The sequence below is a fragment of the Paenibacillus sp. J31R34 genome (genome assembly GCF_059383715.1).
In genome coordinates, this window is the sequence record NZ_JBXENU010000001.1 from 151,595 (window position 1) to 172,106 (window position 20,512).

Annotated in this window: 6 protein-coding genes; all 6 read left to right on the forward strand. The window is 59.4% G+C overall.

Translation table 11 applies throughout. The features are described from left to right. Nucleotides 1-224: 224 nt before the first annotated feature. The 6 genes from AC50YG_RS00640 to AC50YG_RS00665 are packed head-to-tail and all read left to right on the forward strand — an operon-like array spanning nt 225 to nt 20,503. Nucleotides 225-16,238, forward strand: a complete 16,014-nt coding sequence (locus AC50YG_RS00640) for an SDR family NAD(P)-dependent oxidoreductase (RefSeq protein WP_494824018.1) — start codon at nt 225-227, stop codon at nt 16,236-16,238. Then, nucleotides 16,235-16,483 (forward strand): acyl carrier protein, encoded by a 249-nt coding sequence (locus AC50YG_RS00645; RefSeq protein ID WP_473757582.1) that lies wholly within the window; start codon nt 16,235-16,237, stop codon nt 16,481-16,483. Before AC50YG_RS00640 ends, AC50YG_RS00645 begins: the two co-directional genes overlap by 4 nt. Beyond that, on the forward strand, nt 16,461-17,687 hold the full coding sequence (locus tag AC50YG_RS00650; protein WP_494824021.1) for a beta-ketoacyl synthase N-terminal-like domain-containing protein: 1,227 nt from the start codon (nt 16,461-16,463) through the stop codon (nt 17,685-17,687). The genes AC50YG_RS00645 and AC50YG_RS00650 overlap by 23 nt, the downstream gene beginning before the upstream one ends. 11 nt (nt 17,688-17,698) lie before the next feature. Further along, nucleotides 17,699-18,958: a hydroxymethylglutaryl-CoA synthase family protein gene (locus AC50YG_RS00655; protein WP_494824023.1), complete on the forward strand. Its 1,260-nt coding sequence runs from the start codon at nt 17,699-17,701 to the stop codon at nt 18,956-18,958. Next, nucleotides 18,958-19,731, forward strand: coding sequence for an enoyl-CoA hydratase/isomerase (locus AC50YG_RS00660; RefSeq protein ID WP_494824024.1), 774 nt, complete (start codon nt 18,958-18,960; stop codon nt 19,729-19,731). Before AC50YG_RS00655 ends, AC50YG_RS00660 begins: the two co-directional genes overlap by 1 nt. Nucleotides 19,732-19,753: 22 nt before the next feature. Beyond that, nucleotides 19,754-20,503: a polyketide synthase gene (locus AC50YG_RS00665; protein WP_494824025.1), complete on the forward strand. Its 750-nt coding sequence runs from the start codon at nt 19,754-19,756 to the stop codon at nt 20,501-20,503. Nucleotides 20,504-20,512: the final 9 nt, after the last annotated feature.

Below are 20,512 nucleotides of genomic sequence, written 5' to 3' on the forward strand. Positions count from 1 at the left end.
AACTCCTTATTTGCTTTCCAATCGATGTTGCGGCGCGTTGGCGGGTGTAAGGGGCACATCCAGTTGCATTGTGTCGTGTGCATGTGGGCAGATGACATGGGTAGAGTATGTCCGCATGACATATTTTCATAGCAGAACCTAAGAAAAGGGAGGAGCGATCCTCTCTTTTTTTCTATTTTATGAGAGAAATTCGAAAAGGAACGCCGAAGCGCGAGGAGGTACATATGAAAGATTTCCTGCAGCAACTATTGTCTGAAGTGAAACAAAATCGTTTGTCCAAATCCGAAGCGATAGATATGATTCGAAATGCACAGGTGGCAAACAGAAACGAGTCCGTTTCTGAGCCGGCTTCTGAATTGTTGACCTATGAAGAAGTCTGGAATGAGGAAAAGGCGGCCGAGGGAACGCCGCTTCGTGCGAGCAAGCTGATCTGCTTCCTGACAGAGCCGGAGCATCAGCAAGCGGTCGTGGAAGCGGTGCAGGCTGTCGATGATCGCGCACAGGTTGCGTTCGTCACCAGCGGGGAGAGCCTTCAGGACGTGCTCGGCGACGGGCGGCAGGACTGGCAAGAGGTGGACGCCGTGCTGTACCTCTGTCCGCTGGAGGATGCGAGCTGCCGTCAGGACCCGGCTGCGCTCGTTCCACTTGTCCAAGATCTGGCGAAGTCGAACGTGCAGGCCAAGCGACTGCTGCTCCTCGGTTCTTATGCAAACGAATTGGAGCGCTGTCATCTGGAGTCGTGGATCGCGCTGACCCGCTCGCTACGGCTCGTGCTGCCACAAACGCAGGCGGCCATGTTCATTCAAGAGGGAGAGGTCTCGCTCGCTGCGTGCCTGCCGAAGATTTTGACGGAACTGCAAGCGCCATCGCTCTCCAGCGTTCTCTATCGATCCGGCAAGCGCTATGTCTGCTCCGTTCAGCCGACCGTCTTGCAAGCGGGTGACTTGAAGGTGAAAGCAGGGGGCACTTATCTGATCACCGGAGGATGCGGCGGGCTTGGGTATTTATTTTCGGAATATTTTGCGAAAAAAGGTCCGGTCAAGCTGATCCTAACTGGCCGATCTGCGCTTAACGATGAGAAGCTGGCCAAGCTCCGTGCTCTGGAACAGCTGGGCAGCCAAGTCCTGTATGTGAAAGCGGATGTCTGCGATGCGGATGCGATGCGGGAAGGGCTTGATGAAGCGAGTGAGCAGTTTGGTGCGATTCATGGCGTTGTGCATGCGGCGGGTGTCACGAGCGACCGGAGCATCCTTGAGAAAGATGAGGAGAGTTTCAAGCGCATCCTCGACCCGAAAATCAGGGGCACTGAGGTGCTTGACGAGCTGCTCGCAGACGAAGAGGCGTTGGAGTTCGTCTGCTATTTCTCGTCGTCTTCGGCGGTCCTCGGCGACTTTGGTTCGGGTGACTATGCGCTGGCGAATCGGTTCCAGATGGCCTATGCAGCCATGCGAAACGAACAGGGTCTTCCCGGTAAGACGCTGGTGATCAACTGGCCGCTCTGGAGAGACGGAGGTATGGGGCTGGAAGGTGAGGAGAGCGCCAAGATCTACCTGAAAACGAGCGGTCAGCGCTTCTTGGAGGTGGAAGAAGGGCTGGCGATGTTCGACCTTCTTCTCTCGCAGGAGCGGACGCAGCATCTGGTCATGGCCGGAGAGCGCCGTCGAGTCGAGCGCTTCCTTTGCCCGTCGCAGCCGGAGCCTTCGATGGCTCCGACCTCGCAAGCGGTCCTCTCTTCCGGTTCCGGAAGATGTCCGGAGATGAAGGGATTCACGGTGGCACAATGCTTGACGTGCGATTTGCAAGAACTGATCGGCGGAATTCTAAAGGTCTCGCGGGCCAAGTTGGACGTGGGGACGAACCTTGTCGATTTTGGATTTGAGTCGGTCAGCTTGACAGAGCTGTCCGCTGCGATGACGAAGCATTTTGGCGTGGATATCTCCCCGGCGGTGTTTTTCGGGCATTCGACGATTCAGGCGCTGGTCTCGCATCTGGAGAGCGAGCATGGAGAAGTCGTGCGCGCCTTCTACGCAACGGAGCGAGTGCAGCCTGAGCATGTGGAGAGACAGCCGGAAGCGTCTCTTGAGGACACTATTGCGGAAACGGCGGCGGCCGAGACCTCGGGAGCAGGGCCGGAGCCGATTGCGATCATCGGAATGAGCGGGCGCTTCCCGCAGGCGCGCAACATCGACGAACTGTGGGACATCCTCGCCGAAGGACGGGATGCGGTCACCGAGATTCCGGAAGACCGCTATGACTGGCGGGAGTATTATGGCGGCCGCAGCCGCAGCAAATGGCTGGGTGCGATCCCGGGCGTGCGGGAGTTCGATCCGCTGTTCTTTGAGATCTCGCCGATGGAAGCCGAAGCGATGGACCCGAAACAGCGCCTGCTCCTGCAAGAGGCGTGGCGGGCGCTGGAAGATGCGGGATTGGGCAAGCGACATCTGAACGAGAGCAAGATCGGCATGTTCGTCGGCGTGGAAGAAGGCGACTATCAGATGCTGTCTCAAGGCGAGGACACCAGCATCACGTCGAACCATAACGCGATTCTTGCGGCGCGCCTGCCGTATTTCCTGAACTTTAGCGGCCCGGTGATGGCGATCAATACCGCCTGCTCCTCCGGGTTGGTGGTAGCCCATCAGGCCTGCTTGAGCCTGCGAAATGGGGAGTGTGACGCGGCGGTGGTCGCCGGCGTGAACTTGCTGCTGACGCCGGCCGCTTACCTAGGCATGACGGAGGCCGGCATGCTGTCGGAGGATGGCAAATGCAAGGCGTTTGACAACGGGGCGAACGGTTTGGTGCCGGGGGAAGCCGTGGCGGTGGTCGTGCTCAAGCGGCTCTCGCAAGCACTGGCGGACGGCGACCCGGTCTACGCGGTCATCCAAGGCAGCGGCGTGAACTATGACGGCAAGACGAACGGCATCACGGCGCCAAGCACCGTCGCACAGGCGAATCTCGTACAGGATGTGTACGAGCAGTACGAGGTAGACCCGGAAGAGATCGACTACATCGTGACGCATGGCACCGGGACGAAGCTCGGGGACCCGGTTGAGGTTCATGCGCTGCAGGACGTCTTCAAGCGCCGCACGCAAAAGCGCGGGTACTGTGCGCTGACTTCGACCAAGACCAATCTAGGCCACACGTTTGCGGCGTCAGGTTTGGTCAACCTGATCAGCTTGGTTCAGGCGATGCGGCATGAGACCATCCCGGCCAGCCTGCATTGCGAGACGGAGAACGAGTACATCCGTTGGGAGAACAGTGCCTTTTATGTGAACAAGACGAGCAAGCCGTGGACGAAGCGGGCAGGCGCAGGCCGTGTGGGAGCGTTGAGTTCGTTCGGCATGAGCGGCACCAATGCGCACATGGTCGTCAGCAGTTTTGAAAAGGGTGGGAATACCGGTCCCGAGGACTCGCATTACCTGCTCCCATTTTCGGCGAAAACGGACGAGGCGCTGCAAGAGAAACTGCAAGACATGATCGCGATGCTGGAGTCCGATCCGGGCGCTGCAGGCAGTCTCGCACAGATCAGCTACACGTTGCTGGAGGGACGTCACCATTTTGCCCATCGTCTGGCGGTCGTGGTGCAGGATGAGCAGGAGATGCTGCGCGTTCTGAAACAGGCGCGGGAAGGTGTGCAAGATGCCAGCGTGTTCCGTGGCAAGGTGGCGCGCGAGAAGACCGGAGAGTCGGCCCTGCAGGAGCAGGCGTTGGAGCTGGCAGGGAAGAGCCGCGAATTGGCGACGAACCCTGCTGCCTATCAGGAGCACCTTCGTACACTTGCCGGTTTGTATTGCCAAGGCGGCGAGATCGCGGGAGACGCGCTGTTCGGCGCAGAAAGACCAACGCGCACGAACCTGCCGACCTATCCGTTCGCGCGGGAAGAATACTGGGTTGCACAGAAGATGGAGGTCAGCGCTCTTCCGACGGCGTCGCAGTTGCATCCGCTGCTCCATCGGAACACGTCTGATTTTGCGGAACAGCGCTTTTCCTCGACATTCACGGGAACGGAGTTCTTCTTGGCCGATCATGTGGTTAAGGGGCAGAAGGTGCTGCCAGGCGTGGCCTATCTGGAGATGGCCCGCAAGGCGGTCGAGCAGGCGGCTGGCCTGAAGGATGCTCGCCTGCGCAATGTGGTCTGGGCGCGGCCGATCCTCGTCGGCGAAGAACCTGTCGAGGTGCACATCGCCCTCTTCCCAGAGGCGGGCGAAGAGGTTGGATATGAGGTCTACACCCTGCAAGACGGGGAGGAGATCGTACACAGCCAAGGACGCGCCGTGCGGAATGCACCGGTGGAAGAAGCGCCAAAGCAGGACCTGAAGGAACTGCAAGCATCCTTCGTGCAGGGACAGTACGGGGCAGCGGAGTGCTATGAATTTTTCCGTGCGATGGGCATGGAGTACGGGCCGGCCTATCAAGGCATCGAGCAGGTGCAGGTGGGCGAAGGGCACGTGCTGGCCGGATTGAGGCTGCCGTCCGTCGTCACCGACTCTCTGGCCGACTACCTTCTGCATCCGAGCCTTGCAGATGCGGCCTTGCAATCGGCCATCGGGTTACTGATCGGGCAAGAGATTTTCAAGCCGGCACTGCCGTTTGCGCTGCAGGAGCTAGATGTCTTCGGGCCGTGTGAAGCCGAGATGTGGGCGCTCGTTCGATACAGCGCGGGCAGCCGGCCGGAAGACAAGGTGCAAAAGCTCGATGTCGACCTCTGCGACAAGGAAGGAAGCGTTCGCATCCGTCTCAAAGGGTGTACCTCCCGCGTGCTGAAAGCTGGAGCGGTTGCGGAAGACGAGCAGGCTGCTGTGCCGGAGAAACTCGTGGAAACGAGCCGTGAAGAGGTAGCTGCTGCAAGCGCGGACCCTTTGCAGGAGAGAGCGATCGCGTATCTCAAAGAGCAGGTGTCCACCGTTTTGAAATGGCCGGTGAGCCGCCTTGATGCGGATGCGTCGCTTGAACAGTACGGGATTGATTCCATGCTGGTGATGAAGCTGACCAACCAGTTGGAAAAAACATTTGGCTCCCTGCCCAAGACGCTCTTTTTTGAGTACCAGAACCTCCGAGACCTGGCTGGGTACTTCCTCGACTCGCATCGAGCACAGCTGGTGCGGCTGACAGGGGACGAGGAACCGGCGCAAGACGCCGCGCCGGCCCGCAAGCCTGCGGTCAAGGAGACGCCGGATCGGACGGTGCTCGTCAGCCGTCGACGCCAACGGTTCGCTTCGATGGCGCATGCACAAGAAGAGGGGGAAAACGGCAGGCAGGACGTCGCGATCATCGGCGTCTCCGGGCGCTATCCGGGGGCGCGCAACCTTCAGGAATTCTGGGGCAATCTGCGGAACGGCGAGGATTCGATTACGGAGATTCCGCAAGAACGCTGGGAGCATAGCCTCTATTTTGACCCGGACAAAAACAAGGCGGGCAAGACGAACAGCAAATGGGGCGGATTTATTGATGGCGTGGATCAATTCGATCCGCTGTTCTTCAACATCTCCCCGCGCGAGGCGGAGATCATGGACCCGCAGGAGCGATTGTTCATGCAGACCGTCTATGAAGCGATGGAAGACGCTGGTTATACTCGCGAGACGCTCGCCAAGCAGCGCGGACGGGGGCTTGACGGCAACGTTGGGGTCTATGTCGGCGTGATGTACGAAGAGTATCAGCTGTACGGCGCACAGGAGACGCTGCTTGGCCGCCCAATTGCGCTGGCGGGAAGTCCTGCTTCGATAGCCAACCGGGTGTCGTACTTCTTCAACCTGCACGGGCCGAGCCTTGCCGTCGATACGATGTGCTCGTCTTCGCTGACGGCGATTCATCTGGCCTGCCAGAGCTTGCAACAAGGCGGTTGCGAGCTGGCGATCGCCGGCGGTGTCAACGTTTCGATTCACCCGAATAAGTACATTTTGCTCGGCCAAGGCAAGTTCGCGTCGAGCAATGGGCGATGCGAGAGTTTTGGCGAAGGGGGCGACGGCTACGTGCCGGGCGAAGGCGTTGGCGCGGTGCTGCTCAAGCCCTTGTCCAAAGCGATTGAAGACGGAGATCAGATCTACGGCGTGATCAAGGCGACGACGATCAACCACGGGGGCAAAACCAACGGGTATACCGTCCCAAACCCGAATGCGCAGGCGAATGTGATCAAGCAGGCGCTGCGGCAGGCGGGACTTGACCCGAGCATGGTCTCCTACATCGAAGCGCACGGAACCGGCACCTCGCTTGGCGATCCGATCGAGATCGCAGGCTTGACTAAGGCCTTCCAGGCCACGGCAAACGCCAAACTGCAATCCTGTGCCATCGGCTCGGCCAAGTCAAACATTGGGCACTGCGAGAGCGCAGCGGGCATCGCCGGCGTTACGAAGGTGCTGTTGCAGCTGAAGCATCGCCAACTCGCGCCTTCGCTGCATGCCAAGGTGCTCAACCCGAACATCGACTTTGACGCGACCCCGTTCGTCGTGCAGCAGGAGCTGGCGGAGTGGAAGCGTCCGCTGGTGGAGATCGGCGGTCAGGTTCGCGAAGTGCCGCGCATCGCCGGCATCTCGTCGTTCGGGGCGGGCGGGTCCAACGCGCATGTGATCATCGAGGAGTACGTTCCGGCAGAGCCGCTGCGCACGCCTGTCAAGGTGTCGCCGCAAAATCCGGTGCTGCTCGTGCTGTCGGCCAAAAATGAACAGCGCCTGCGTCAACAGGCGGAGAACCTGCTCGCGGCACTGCAGGAGGGACGATTCGCCGACGAAGATCTCGCGGACATGGCCTATACCTTGCAGGAGGGACGAGAAGCGATGGAAGAGCGTCTCGCCGTAGTTGCAGGTTCGGTGCAGCAGCTGGTTCGCAAGCTGGAGGCGTTTATCAGCGGACAGGAAGAGATCAGTAAACTGTTCCGAGGGCAGGTCAAAGGCAACCGAGACACCTTCTCGCTCTTCGCCGCAGATGAAGAGCTACAGGAAGCGATTGAAAAATGGATTCAGCGCCGCAAGCTGGCCAAGCTGGCCGACCTGTGGGTCAAGGGCCTGGCGCTCGATTGGAGCAAGCTGTGGGGCGAGGAATTGCCGCACCGCATCAGCCTGCCGACCTATCCGTTTGCCAAACAGCGTTGCTGGGCACCACAGCTTGAGCGTCCGTCCGTCGTTCGAGCAGGCTTGACGACGGTTGCGCTTCATCCGCTTTTGCATCGGAACACGTCCGATTTTTCCGAACAGAGATACAGCACGAGCTTGACGGGGCAGGAGTTTTTCCTCGCCGATCATGTGGTGAAGGGACAGCGCGTTCTGCCGGGTGTCGCCTATCTGGAGATGGCGCGCGCCGCCGTCGAACTGGCGGCCGGAGCTCTCGACGAGGACACGCAATTCCTTCGTCTGCAAAATGTGGTCTGGACGCACCCTGTCACAGTTGGCGAGCGGCCTGTCGAGGTACACATCGGACTGTGCGAAGAGGAAGATGGCACGATCTCCTACGAGATATTCAGCGGCGTTGACACGAACATACACAGCCAAGGGCGTGCTGTCGTGATGGGCAAGAAACAGGTGGAGCAGTTGCCTGTTGAGGAGTTGAAGGCAGCTTGCAGCACGCGTGAGATCAGTGTGTCGGAGTGCTATGAGAGCTTTGCCGCGATGGGTTTGGAGTATGGTCCGGCGCAGCGTGCGCTCGATCTGTTACAGGTCGGCGACGGGCAGATTCTGGCTGGTTTGACACTGCCGCCTTGCGTGACGGGAACCGATTTGCAATACGTCCTGCACCCGAGCCTGATGGACGCGGCCTTGCAGGCGGCGATCGGGTTCCAGCTCGGCGTGGTACCGCTGAAGCCGGCGCTTCCGTTTGCGTTGCAGGAGCTTGACATCTATGCTCCTTGCACGTCTTCGATGTGGGCGCAGGTTCGCTACAGCGAGGGGTGCAAGCCGGGGGATAGCGTGCAGAAGCTCGACATTCGCCTTTGTGACGAGCAAGGCAACGTGTGTGCGCACATGAAGGGATTTTCCTCTCGCGTGCTGGAAAATCAGGCCGACTCGAAGGCGTTCGAAACGCTCATGCTGGCACCGCATTGGACGGAACAGGCGCACGAACAGCAAGAGGCGACGGCCTATGCGGATCATCTCGTGCTGTCCTGCGAGTTCGAAGCTGACGTGCAAGGGGCGCGCTGCCTGACGTTGCAAGCGGATGAGAGAGACATCGAGGTGCGTTTTGAAGCGTACACGATGCAGGCATTGGAGGAGATTCAGCGCATCTTGCAAGGCAAGCCCAAGGGTAAGGTGCTGGTGCAGATCGTCGTGCCGGCCCATGAGGAACAACTTCTGCTCGCCGGGCTGTCAGGTCTGCTGAAAACCGCCCAGATGGAAAATCCGAACTTGAGCGGGCAGCTGATCGAAGTCGATGAGCTCGAAGCGGTTGAGGAGAAGCTGCTGGCAGATCGCAACAGCGGGAAGGAAGACCGCATTCGATATCAGGGAAGCTCGCGACAAGTGGCGGGCTGGCGCGAAGTTCGCGCATCCGCAGATGCAGATGCCCTTTTGACACCGTGGAAAGAGGGTGGCATCTATCTTCTCACCGGCGGTGCGGGCGGTCTTGGACTGGTGTTTGCCAAGGAGATCGTCACACAGACGCCGGGTGCAACGCTGGTGCTCACAGGTCGATCCGTGCTGAACGATCCTCAACGAGAAGCCCTGTCCGAACTGGAGTCTCTGGGGGCGCGCGTGGTGTACAAGCAGGTGGATGTGACCGATCGAGCGGCAGTCGAGAAGCTGTTTGCAGAGCTGCGGGCGGATCATGGTACCCTGAACGGCATCCTGCACAGCGCCGGGGTGATCCGAGACAGCTTCATCATCAAGAAAACAGCAGCGGAACTGACGCAAGTGCTGGCACCGAAGGTGCGCGGGCTTGTGAATCTTGATGTCGCCAGCCAAGACATGGCCTTGGACTTCTTTGTCTTGTTCTCTTCGCTGTCCAGCGGTCTTGGCAATCCGGGGCAGGCCGACTATGCGGCGGCTAATGCGTTCATGGATCAGTACGCGGCGCATCGCAACAGACGGATGGCCGCCGGGGAGCGCCTTGGGCGGACGCTGTCGATCAACTGGCCGCTCTGGAAAGAGGGCGGCATGCATGTCGATCCGGAAACCGAGAAGATGATGATGCAGAGCCTCGGCATGATCCCGCTGCGCACCAAGAGCGGACTTCGCGCCTTCTACGAAGGCTTGGCATCGGATCTGGATCAAGTGCTGGTGATCGAAGGAAAAGTGGAGCGCATCAAGAAGAAACTGCTGCCGGCATCTGTCTCCGTCTCGCCGTCCTCTGTCGCTGTTGCTGTCGATGACAAGGCGGACAGCATGAACCTGCGAGAGCGTGTGCTGGGTCTGCTGACTCAGATGGTTTCCCGTCTGCTCAAGGTCGATGCAGAAGAGCTGGATGCGGATGCAGAGCTGAGCGAGTACGGTTTTGATTCGATCACGCTGACCGAGTTTGCCAACGATCTAAATGAGGCGTATAAGCTGGATCTGATGCCGACGATCTTCTTCGAGCATCCGACGCTGCATGAGTTTGCTGGTTATTTGTCAGACGAATTCCGAGATGTGTTCGCCTCGCGCTTGACGGCTCCTTCCTCCCCGGCTGCCCCCGTGCAAGCGGAAACGACACGGGCGGAAGTCGCAGCGGCCTTGCTGCAAGAAGCTACTCCGACCCGGGCGACGAGACAAAGGCGCCGCCCGGGTACCGCTGTGGTGCAACAGGCACAATCGGCGGTGACCGAGCCGATCGCCATCGTGGGGATGAGCGGGGCCTTCCCGCAATCCCGCGACATGCAGGAGTACTGGCACAACCTCGTGGAAGGCATCGACTGTATCTCCGAGATTCCTCCGGAACGCTGGGATTGGAGAGCCTATTTTGGCGACCCGAAGACGGAAGCCAACAAAACGAACATCAAGTGGGGCGGCTTTCTCGACGAGACCGACAAGTTCGATTCGCTCTTTTTCGGCATCTCGCCGCTTGAAGCCAAGCTGATGGACCCTCAGCAGCGCCTTTTGATGACCTATGTCTGGAAGGCGATCGAGGATGCGGGCTATTCGGCACAGAGCCTATCGGGCAGCAAGACGGGGATTTTCGTCGGAACGGGAAGCAGCGGGTACAGCGGACTGATCACGCAGGCGAACTTCCCGATTGAAGGGTACTCGTCCACGGGCGTCGTGCCGTCGGTCGGACCGAACCGCATGAGCTATGTCCTGAACCTTCACGGCCCGAGTGAGCCGGTGGAGACCGCTTGTTCAAGTTCGCTGGTCGCCATCCACCGCGCCGTCAGCGCGATGCAAAACGGCGACTGCGACATGGCGGTCGTCGGCGGTGTGAACACGATCGTAACCCCGGAGGCGCACATCAGCTTCAATAAGGCTGGCATGCTATCTGAAGACGGGCGCTGCAAGACGTTCTCGGACGGAGCGAACGGCTATGTGCGTGGCGAAGGGGTCGGCATGCTCGTTTTGAAAAAGCTGTCGGTTGCCGAGCGCGACGGAGATCATATCTACGGCTTGATTCGCTCGACGGAGGTCAACCACGGGGGACGCGCGAACTCGCTGACGGCTCCCAACCCAAAGGCCCAAGCGGACCTGTTGATCAACGCGTACGACAAAGCCGGCATCGACCCGCGGACAGTCACCTACATCGAGGCGCACGGAACGGGCACCGAACTGGGCGACCCGATTGAGATCAACGGATTGAAGAGCGCATTCCAAGAGTTGTACAGAAGAACAGGTACGCAAGAGGTCGAGAGCGTTCACTGCGGGCTGGGTTCGGTGAAAACGAACATCGGCCACCTTGAACTAGCGGCTGGCATCGCAGGCGTGATCAAAGTGCTGCTGCAGCTCCGTCACCGGACGCTGGCACCTACGCTGCATTGCGAAACGGTCAATCCCTACATCCAACTGGAGGGCAGCCCGTTCTATCTCGTGCGGGAGGCGAAGCGATGGGAGGCTCTGCAAGACGCAGCCGGCCAAGACCTGCCGCGCCGTGCGGGCGTCAGTTCCTTCGGGTTCGGCGGCGTCAACGCGCATGTCATGATCGAGGAGTATCTGCCGAAGGAGCAGCCTAAATCGAAGACGGAGAACTCCACTGAGAACCCGGTCGTCATCGCGCTGTCAGCCAAGAATGAACAGCGCCTCCAGGAGCAGGTACGGCAACTGTGCAACGTCCTCGTCGCGCAGGAGTTTGCCGACGAAGACCTCGCATCCCTCGCTTACACGCTGCAAGTTGGGCGCGATGCGATGGAAGAGCGCCTGGCGCTGGTCGTCACGTCGGTTGAAGAGATCGAGCGCAGATTGCAGGCGTTCTTGCAAGGGAAGACCGGGTTGAACGGTGTCTGGCGAGGACAGGTCAAGCGCGGCAAGGCGAGCTCGGCCGAAGCGGCCGCTCATCCGGAATGGCGAGGGGCGGAACAGATCGCCCAACTCTGGGTGAAGGGCCAGTTTTCTGACTGGAACCAACTCTACGGCGAGAACCGACCGCGCCGTCTCAGCCTGCCGACCTATCCGTTCGCGAAGGAGCGCCACTGGATTTCGCAAGCGCGAGATGTCTATGAAGCGCTGCTGTTTGAACCGATCTGGACCGAGCAGGCAGTGGTCCCGCAATCTTCACCGCCGACTCTCGCGCAGCATCTTGTGCTGTTCTGCGAGGTCGAGGCGAAGCTCGATTCGTTGCAGTATCGCGTTCTGCAAGCCGGCTCCGCTGCGCTTGCAGAACGCTTCCAAGCGTATGCGGCACAGGTGTTCACGGAGATTCAGACCCTTCTGCAGAACAAGCCGAAGGGCAAGGTGCTGATGCAGATCGCCGTGCTGTCACAGGCGGATTCGCAGCTGTTCACCGCGCTGTCCGGCCTGTTGCGAACGGCGCAGTTGGAGAACCCGAACTTCATCGGGCAAGTGATTGAAGTGGAGTCGGGCGCAGGGCTTGAAGCGAGACTGCAAGAGAACCTGCACGCCCTGCAAGAAGACCATGTCCGCTATCAAAACGGCAACCGTCTTGTTGCCGGGTGGCGCGAAGTAGAGATCGACCAAGAGCGAGCCCCGGTTCCGTGGCGTTCAGGAGGCATCTACCTGCTTACGGGCGGCGCCGGCGGGATCGGGATGATCGTCGCTGAGGAGATCGCACGGCAGGCCGCCAACCCGACCCTGATTCTCGCGGGCCGATCCCCGCTGTCGGACGCTGGTCAGGCCCGTCTGCGGAAACTACGGGGCATGGGCGCATGCGTGGAATATCGACAAGTCGACGTGAGCTCTGCTCCTGAGGTTACACGCCTGATCGAAGGCATCTGTGAAAAATACGGCACCCTGCACGGCATCTTGCATGGTGCGGGCGTTAACCGGGATCATTTCATTTTCAAGAAAACGCAAGAGGAGCTGGCCGAGGTGCTGGCTCCCAAGGTTGCAGGTCTGGTGCATCTGGATGCGGCCAGCAAAGGCCTGAACCTCGACTTCTTCGTGCTCTTCTCCTCCGTCGCAGCCGTCCTCGGCAATCTCGGACAGGCCGACTACGCGACGGCGAACGCATTTCTGGATGCCTTTGCGAACTCTCGCGGCGGACGCATCTTGTCCATCAACTGGCCGCTCTGGCAAGAGGGCGGAATGCGCGTTGACGAAGAGACGGAAAAGCTGCTGCTGCAACGCATGGGGATGATCCCTCTGCGAACTCAAACCGGGTTGCAGGCCTTGTATCACGGTCTGGCAACCGGCAAAGATCAGGTGATGGTGTTGGAAGGCAAACGTGCACAAATCAAGCAGAACTTGCACTCAGAACCGGTTCACGCAACGTCCGCTTCCTCGACGGCGGTCCTGCCGTCGCTGGAAGCAGCCCTGCTGCACATGGTTTCCGAGTTGCTCAACGTGAAGGGGAACGAGATTGATCCGGATGCCCAACTGACGGAATACGGCTTCGATCCGTACCTGCTTAGCGAACTGGCGCAGAAGATCAACCGTCAATACGGGCTGGAACTCACGCCGGCTTCGCTCTATGAGACCACGCTTCGTCAAGTGTTAGAACGCATCGAGGCACGCGCAGCCAAAGCCGAAGATGTTGTCACGCCTGCCAAGGAGCAAGACGACGCACTGCGCGCCAAAACCTTGCATGCGCTAAAAGTTCTCTTCAGCGAGACCACTGACATCCGCGCGAACCAGTTGGATGCCGAAGAGCCGCTGGGGAGCTACGGAATCGATTCGCTGATGATTTCCAAGCTCAACCAGAAGCTCGCAGAGATCTTTGGCGATCTGTCCAAGACGCTCTTCTTTGAATACCGCACACTGGGCGCGTTGGCCGACTATTTTGTCGAGGAAGAACGGACGGCCTGCCAGCGTTGGACGGGGTATGAAGCACCCGTCGCAGCGGATGCAACTGTTGCACAACCGCCGGCAAGACCTGTCGAACGGATCGCGCCTATAGCGCCATTGCCGACGAAACCGAACGAGCGCGAACCGATTGCGATCATCGGAATCTCCGGTCGCTATCCCAAGTCGCCTTCGCTACAGCACTATTGGGAGAATCTAAAAGCGGGCCGAGACTGCGTCTCCGAGGTTCCGAGCGAACGCTGGTCGCTGGATGATTTTTACCATCCGAATCAAGACGAAGCGATGAGACAAGGCAAAAGCTACAGCAAATGGGGCGGTTTTGTAGACGGATTCGCAGACTTCGATCCGCAGTTCTTCAACCTGTCGCCCAGAGAGATGATCAACATCGACCCGCAGGAGCGCCTCTTCTTGGAAGAGAGCTGGAAGGCGCTGGAGGATGCCGGATATACCAAGGAGCGCATCGCGGACCAGCACGAAGGCCGTGTCGGGGTGTTTGTCGGCGTGACCAAAACCGGCTTTGAGCTGTACGGGCCGGATCTGTGGAAGCAAGGGGAGAAGATCTTCCCGCGCACGTCTTTTGCTTCCGTTGCGAATCGCGTGTCGTATTTCCTCAACCTCAACGGGCCGAGCATGCCGGTAGATACGATGTGCTCCTCTTCGCTGAGCGCGATTCATGAGGCTTGCGAGCACTTGTATCGCGGGGACTGCGAGATGGCGATCGCGGGCGGGGTGAACCTGTACCTGCATCCTTTCACCTACGTGTTCCTCAGTGCGCAGCGCATGCTCTCGACGGACGGGCAGTGCAAGAGCTTCGGGTTGAACGGCAACGGATTCGTGCCTGGCGAAGGTGTGGGCGCAGTATTGCTCAAGCCGTTGTCGCAAGCGCTCGCGGACGGCGACCAGATTCATGTGCTGATCCGAGCCTCCCGCGTGAATCACGGCGGCAAGACCAACGGGTACACCGTGCCCAACCCGACTGCGCAAGGCGACCTGATCTTCGAGACCTTGGAGCGGGCTGGACTCAACGCGCGCCAAGTCAGCTACATCGAAGCGCACGGCACGGGCACAGAGCTCGGCGATCCGATCGAGATCACTGGGCTGACACAAGCTTTCCGACGCCATACGAAGGACACCGGATTCTGCGCAATCGGCTCGGTGAAGTCGAACATCGGACATCTGGAAGCGGCAGCCGGCATCGCGGGACTTGCGAAGATCGTCATGCAGATGAAGCATGGACAACTTGCGCCGAGCCTGCATGCCCAAGAGTTGAACCCGAATATTCAGTTTGGGAAAACGCCGTTTGTGATGCAGCAGGAGTTGACCGACTGGAAGCGTCCGGTGGTAGAGATCGACGGCAAAGAACAGGAAGGTCCGCGCATCGCAGGTCTGTCCTCGTTTGGTGCAGGGGGTGCCAATGCGCACATCCTCATCGAAGAGTACAGACCTGAGCAAGCGCCTGGGACGCAGGCGCGGGTCACGCCGCAGAACCCGGCTGTGATCGTGCTGTCGGCTCGCCAGGAAGAGCAGCTTCGCCAACAGGCTCTGCAGCTGCTGGTAGCCGTCGAGGACGGGCGAATCAAGGAGGCCAATCTGTCCGATGCGGCCTACACGCTGCAGGTGGGACGCGAGCCGATGGAAGAGCGGCTGGCGCTGGTCGTTGGCTCTCTGCAAGAGATGACTGACAAGCTGAAGCGCTATGCAGCTGGCGAGACGGGTGTAGAAGACCTGTATCGCGGGCAATTCAGACGCAACAATGAGGATCTGATGCTGTTTGCCGCCGATGAAGACATGGCGCTGACGATTGAAGCGTGGATTGCAAAGCGCAAGTTCGGCAAACTCCTTTCCTTGTGGGTCAAGGGATTGACCTTAGATTGGAAAAAGCTGCATGGTGCACACCAGCCCCGCCTGATCAGTCTCCCGTCGTACCCGTTCGCCAAACAACGCATCTGGCTCCCGGCGATCCGTGTAGCACCGGCAGCACTGGCAGCACCGGAGGGCGAACTCAAGCCGATCGGACCGGCCAAAGCGTCGTCGAACCGTTCCGTCCGAACGAACGGGATCGCGCTGCTGCCGCTGTCGGCTGTCCGCGAGCCGTCCTTGGAACGGTCAGCACCCCGTCGACCGATCCAACTGTCACCTGTAGGTCAAGCGACGACGGCACCGGCCCCTGTGGAGATCAAAGTGGCGATGCCTGCACCGTATGTTACGGCTTCCATCCCGGCGGAGTCTTTGCAAAAAGAGCTGCAAGCGACCCTGGCCGAAGCGCTGTTCTTGCAGCCGAGCGACATCGACGTGAACAAGGCATTCGTGGACATGGGGCTGGACTCCATCGTCGGTGTGGAATGGGTTCGCGTGGTCAATCAACAGTACGGCACGGACATCTCGGCAACCAAAGTCTATGACTACCCGACCATCCGCGAGTTTGCCGGCTACATCGCAAACGTGTTGAGCAAAAACGCACCAAGAGCGGCACTTGCACCGACACCAGCGTCTGCACCAATACCAGCGCAGACGCTTGCACCAACACCTGCACCGCAAATCGAAGCTCCCAAGGCGGCTCCTTCCGTCTCGGCGGCCACCCTACACGAAGAATTGCGCGCAAGTCTCGCAGACGCGTTGTTCCTGCAAGCGGCCGACATCGACCTCGACAAAAAGTTCGTCGACATGGGGCTGGATTCCATCGTCGGAGTGGAATGGATTCGCGTAATCAACCAGCAACATGGCACCGACATCCCGGCGACCAAAGTCTACGACTACCCGACTCTACGCGAATTCGCCGCCTACTTGAGCAAGCAGCTGCACAAGCATCCGATCGCGGAACAGCCGGCAATGGAGCTCTCCGTAGACGATCTGCTCTTGCAGGTGTATGAAGGGAATCTCGACAGCGAACAAGCCGATCAATTGCTTCAGCAGTTCAAAATCAAGGAGGAAGTAAAATGACCAAACAAGAGATCTTTGAAGTCGTCGTCCGCAATACCCGTGAAGTGCTCCCGGAGCTGGAAGGTTACACCTTCCAGCCGACGGACCAACTGGCCAATCTTGGCGCGAATTCGGTGGATCGCGCGGAGATCGTCATGATCATCATCGAAGAGCTGGACCTGAAGATCCCGCTCGTCGAGCTGTCCACGGCGAAAAACATCGGTGAACTGGTCGAGGTCCTCTATGGCAAGCTCCAGATCGCCTGAGTTGCTCATCACCGGCCTTGGCGTCACCTCGGCCATCGGGCAGGGTAAGTCGGATTTTACCTCCGCTCTGCTGGCAGGCCGCCATGCGTTCGGCGTGATGCAACGCCCAGGCAGACAAAAAGGAACCTCCTTTCTCGGAGCGGAGGTTCCTTCCTTGTCTCTTCCGGAGCGTTTTACCAAACGGCTGTTGCGCACGCTCTCTTTTTCCGGGCAAGTGGCGCTGGCCACCTTGCAAGAGGCGTGGGACGAAGCGCAGCTCAGCACGGTCGACCCGTCCCGCATGGGTCTTGTGGTAGGCGGCTCCAACCTGCAGCAGCGTGAACTGCTGCAAACGCATGAATCCTACCGGGACCAGCTCGACTTTCTGCGTCCGACCTACGGACTCTCTTTTCTGGACAGCGACCTGAGCGGTCTGTGTACCGAACAGTTCGGCATACGCGGGTTCGGCTACACGATCGGTGGGGCTTCGGCCAGCGGACAGTTGGCGGTCTTGCAGGCCGCTGAAGCGGTTCGTTCGGGACAAGTTGATGTCTGCCTCGCGATGGGAGGCTTGATGGATCTGTCCTACATGGAGCTTCAGGGATTACGAGCACTCGGCGCGATGGGAAGTGACCGCTATGCAGACGACCCAGCTCGGGCATGCCGTCCGTTTGACAAGGGACGCGACGGGTTCATTTACGGGGAAGGATGCGGCGTCATCGTGATCGAACGGGCCGAACATGCGATCCAACGGCAGGTCCGACCCTACGCGAGCGTGGTCGGCTGGGGCCTGGCGATGGATGCCAACCGCAACCCGAACCCTTCGTGCGAGGGAGAGGTTCGAGTGATTCGACAAGCGCTGGAACGATCGGGCCTGTCACCCGAGGATATCGACTACATCAACCCGCATGGAACGGGATCGGGGATCGGCGATGAGACCGAATTGCAGGCTCTGCGCGAATGCGGGCTGCTTGCGGCGCGCATCAACGCCACCAAGTCGATCACGGGCCACGGGCTGACGGCGGCCGGCGCTGTGGAGATCGTCGCCACGCTGCTGCAGATGAAAGCGTCTCAGCTGCATCCGACCCGCAACTTGGAGGACCCGATGGACGTCGAGTTCAACTGGGTGCGTGGAGAAGCGGAGCTGCATGACATGCACAGAGCCCTGAGCCTGAGCATGGGATTTGGCGGCGTTAACACCGCCATCTGTTTACAACGAGTATGAGGAGGACGACTATGGTTGCCGTCGGTATCGAAGCGATGAATGTGTTCGGGGGGACCGCGTATCTCGATGTCATGGATCTGGCCAGACATCGAAATCTGGACATCCCCAGATTTGAAAATTTGCTGATGAAGCAAAAGGCAGTCGCCTTGCCGTTTGAAGACCCGGTGACATTTGCAGTCAACGCGGCCAAGCCGGTGGTCGATGCGCTGTCCGAGGAAGAAAAAAACCGCATCGAACTGCTGATCACCTGCACGGAATCCGGGATCGACTTCGGCAAGTCGCTCAGCACCTACGTGCATCATCATCTGGGACTGAGCCGTACCTGCCGCCTGTTCGAGATCAAGCAAGCCTGCTATTCAGGCACAGCCGGATTACAGATGGCGATCAACTTCATCCTCTCCCAAGTCTCGCCCGGAGCCAAAGCGCTCGTAGTCGCCACGGACATCTCCCGGTTCCTGGCCGTCGAAGGCGGAGATGCGCTCAGCGAAGACTGGTCGTTCGCCGAACCGAGCGGCGGCGCAGGCGCGGTGGCGCTTCTGGTCAGCGACAAGCCGCATGTGTTCCAAGTCGATGTCGGAGCCAACGGATATTACGGCTACGAGGTGATGGACACCTGCCGCCCGGTGGCCGACAGCGAAGCGGGCGACGCGGACCTCTCCCTGCTCTCGTATCTGGATTGCTGCGAGAATGCGTTCCTGGAATACCAGCGCCGCGTCGCCGATGTCGATTACCGCGACACGTTCCAGTACCTGTCCTTCCACACGCCGTTTGGCGGCATGGTCAAAGGCGCGCACCGCACGATGATGCGCAAGATCGCCAAGGTCAAAGGCCCGGAGATCGAAGCCGATTTCCAACAGCGCGTGGTGCCGGGTCTGACCTACTGCCAGCGCGTGGGCAACATCATGGGGGCTACCGTTCTGCTCTCCTTGGCGAGCACGATCGACAACGGGCAGTTTGAAGGGAACAAGCGCATCGGGATCTTCTCCTATGGCTCGGGCTGCTGCTCCGAATTTTACAGCGGCGTCGTCACTTCTCGCAGTCAAGAAGTCCTGCGCGGCTTCAAGCTTCAGGAGCAACTGAACAACCGCTACCGACTGTCGATGGACGAATATGAAAAGGTTCTCCACAGCAGCAGCACCGTCAAATTTGGCACCCGCAATGTCAAGCTGGACTTGAACCTGATCCCGGGCGCCCTCGCTTCCGGGCAAGTCGGACAGCGCCTGTATCTGGAAGAGATCTCAGAATTCCATCGAGAATACCGGTGGTGCTGATGAACACGGCCGCCTACGAGACGATCCGGGTGCGGATGCAAGGCACGGTGTGCTTTTTGCAGTTCAACCGTCCCGAGGCGAAGAACACGATCAACGAGCGCTTGGTGTACGAGTGTCGCCAGGTGATCGATCACTGCCGGGAACAGGCTTCGATCCTCGTGCTGGAGGGGTTGCCGGACGTGTTCTGCTTCGGGGCCGATTTTCAAGAGCTGCATGAGAAAAAGGCGAGCGGGCAGAGCTTCGACCCGTCACCGGAGCCGCTGTACGACCTGTGGCTCGATCTGGCGACTGGCCCGTTTATCACCATCTCGCACGTTCGCGGCAAGGTAAACGCAGGCGGCGTCGGGTTTGTCGCCGCCTGCGATATCGTGCTGGCGGATGAAACGGCGGAGTTCTCCTTGTCCGAATTGCTCTTCGGACTTCTGCCGGCATGCGTGCTGCCGTTTTTGATCCGGCGAATCGGTTTTCAGAAGGCGAACTATCTGACGCTGATGACGCAGCCGGTCAACATCCGACAAGCCGTGGAGTGGGGACTTGTCGATGCCTGCGATGCAGAGAGCGAGACCTTGCTTCGCAAGCATCTCATGCGGCTGCGCTATGTGCCGAGGCGCGGCATCGAGCGATACAAGCGCTTGGTGAACAGCTTGCAGGACGGTCTGCACCGCGCCAAGCCGTTGGCGCTCGAAGCGAACCGGGAAGTGTTTGCAGATCCACGCAACCAAGAGCTGATTTTCCGTTATATCGAAACGGGGCAATTCCCGTGGGAGAGCTGATCCACGGAGAGTGGAGGAGAACATGACGAATCCAGTGGTGGAGTGCAGAGAGATCGAGAAGGGGATCGTGCAAGTGACCTTGCAGGATCGGGAACAGAAGAACACTTTTACCGAAGGGCTGGTGCGCGGCCTGATCGAAGCGTTCGAGGAGATCGCCGCGAATGAACGCTGCAAGGCGGTCATCCTCACCGGCTATGGCAATTATTTTTGCTCCGGCGGCACGATGGAAGGACTGCTGGCGATTCATGAAGGAAGAGGCCGGTTCACCGATGCGAACGTCTACGCGCTCGCCTTGGAGTGCCAGGTTCCGGTGATCGCCGCGATGCAAGGACACGCGATCGGCGGCGGGTTTGTCGTTGGGCTGTTTGCCGACTTTGTGATCTTGAGCCGTGAGAGCGTGTACACGACCAATTTTATGCGATTTGGATTCACACCCGGCATGGGAGCTACCTATATCGTGCCGAAGAAGTTGGGCTTTTCCCTCGGAGAAGAGATGCTGATGAGCGCCAACAATTACAGAGGCGCCGATTTGGAAAAAAGGGGCGTGCCGTTCCCCGTCGTTCCGCGTGAAGACGTGATGAACCGGGCTCTGCAGCTGGCACGCCAACTGGCAGAAAAACCGAGAGTGTCGCTGATCACCTTGAAGGACCATCTGGTCCGACCGATCCGGGAGGAACTGCCTCGCGTGATTGAGCAAGAAATGGCCATGCATGAAAAGACATTCCATGAGCCGGAAGTGAAAGACAGAATCATCTCCCTGTTCGGAAATTAACAAGCACTC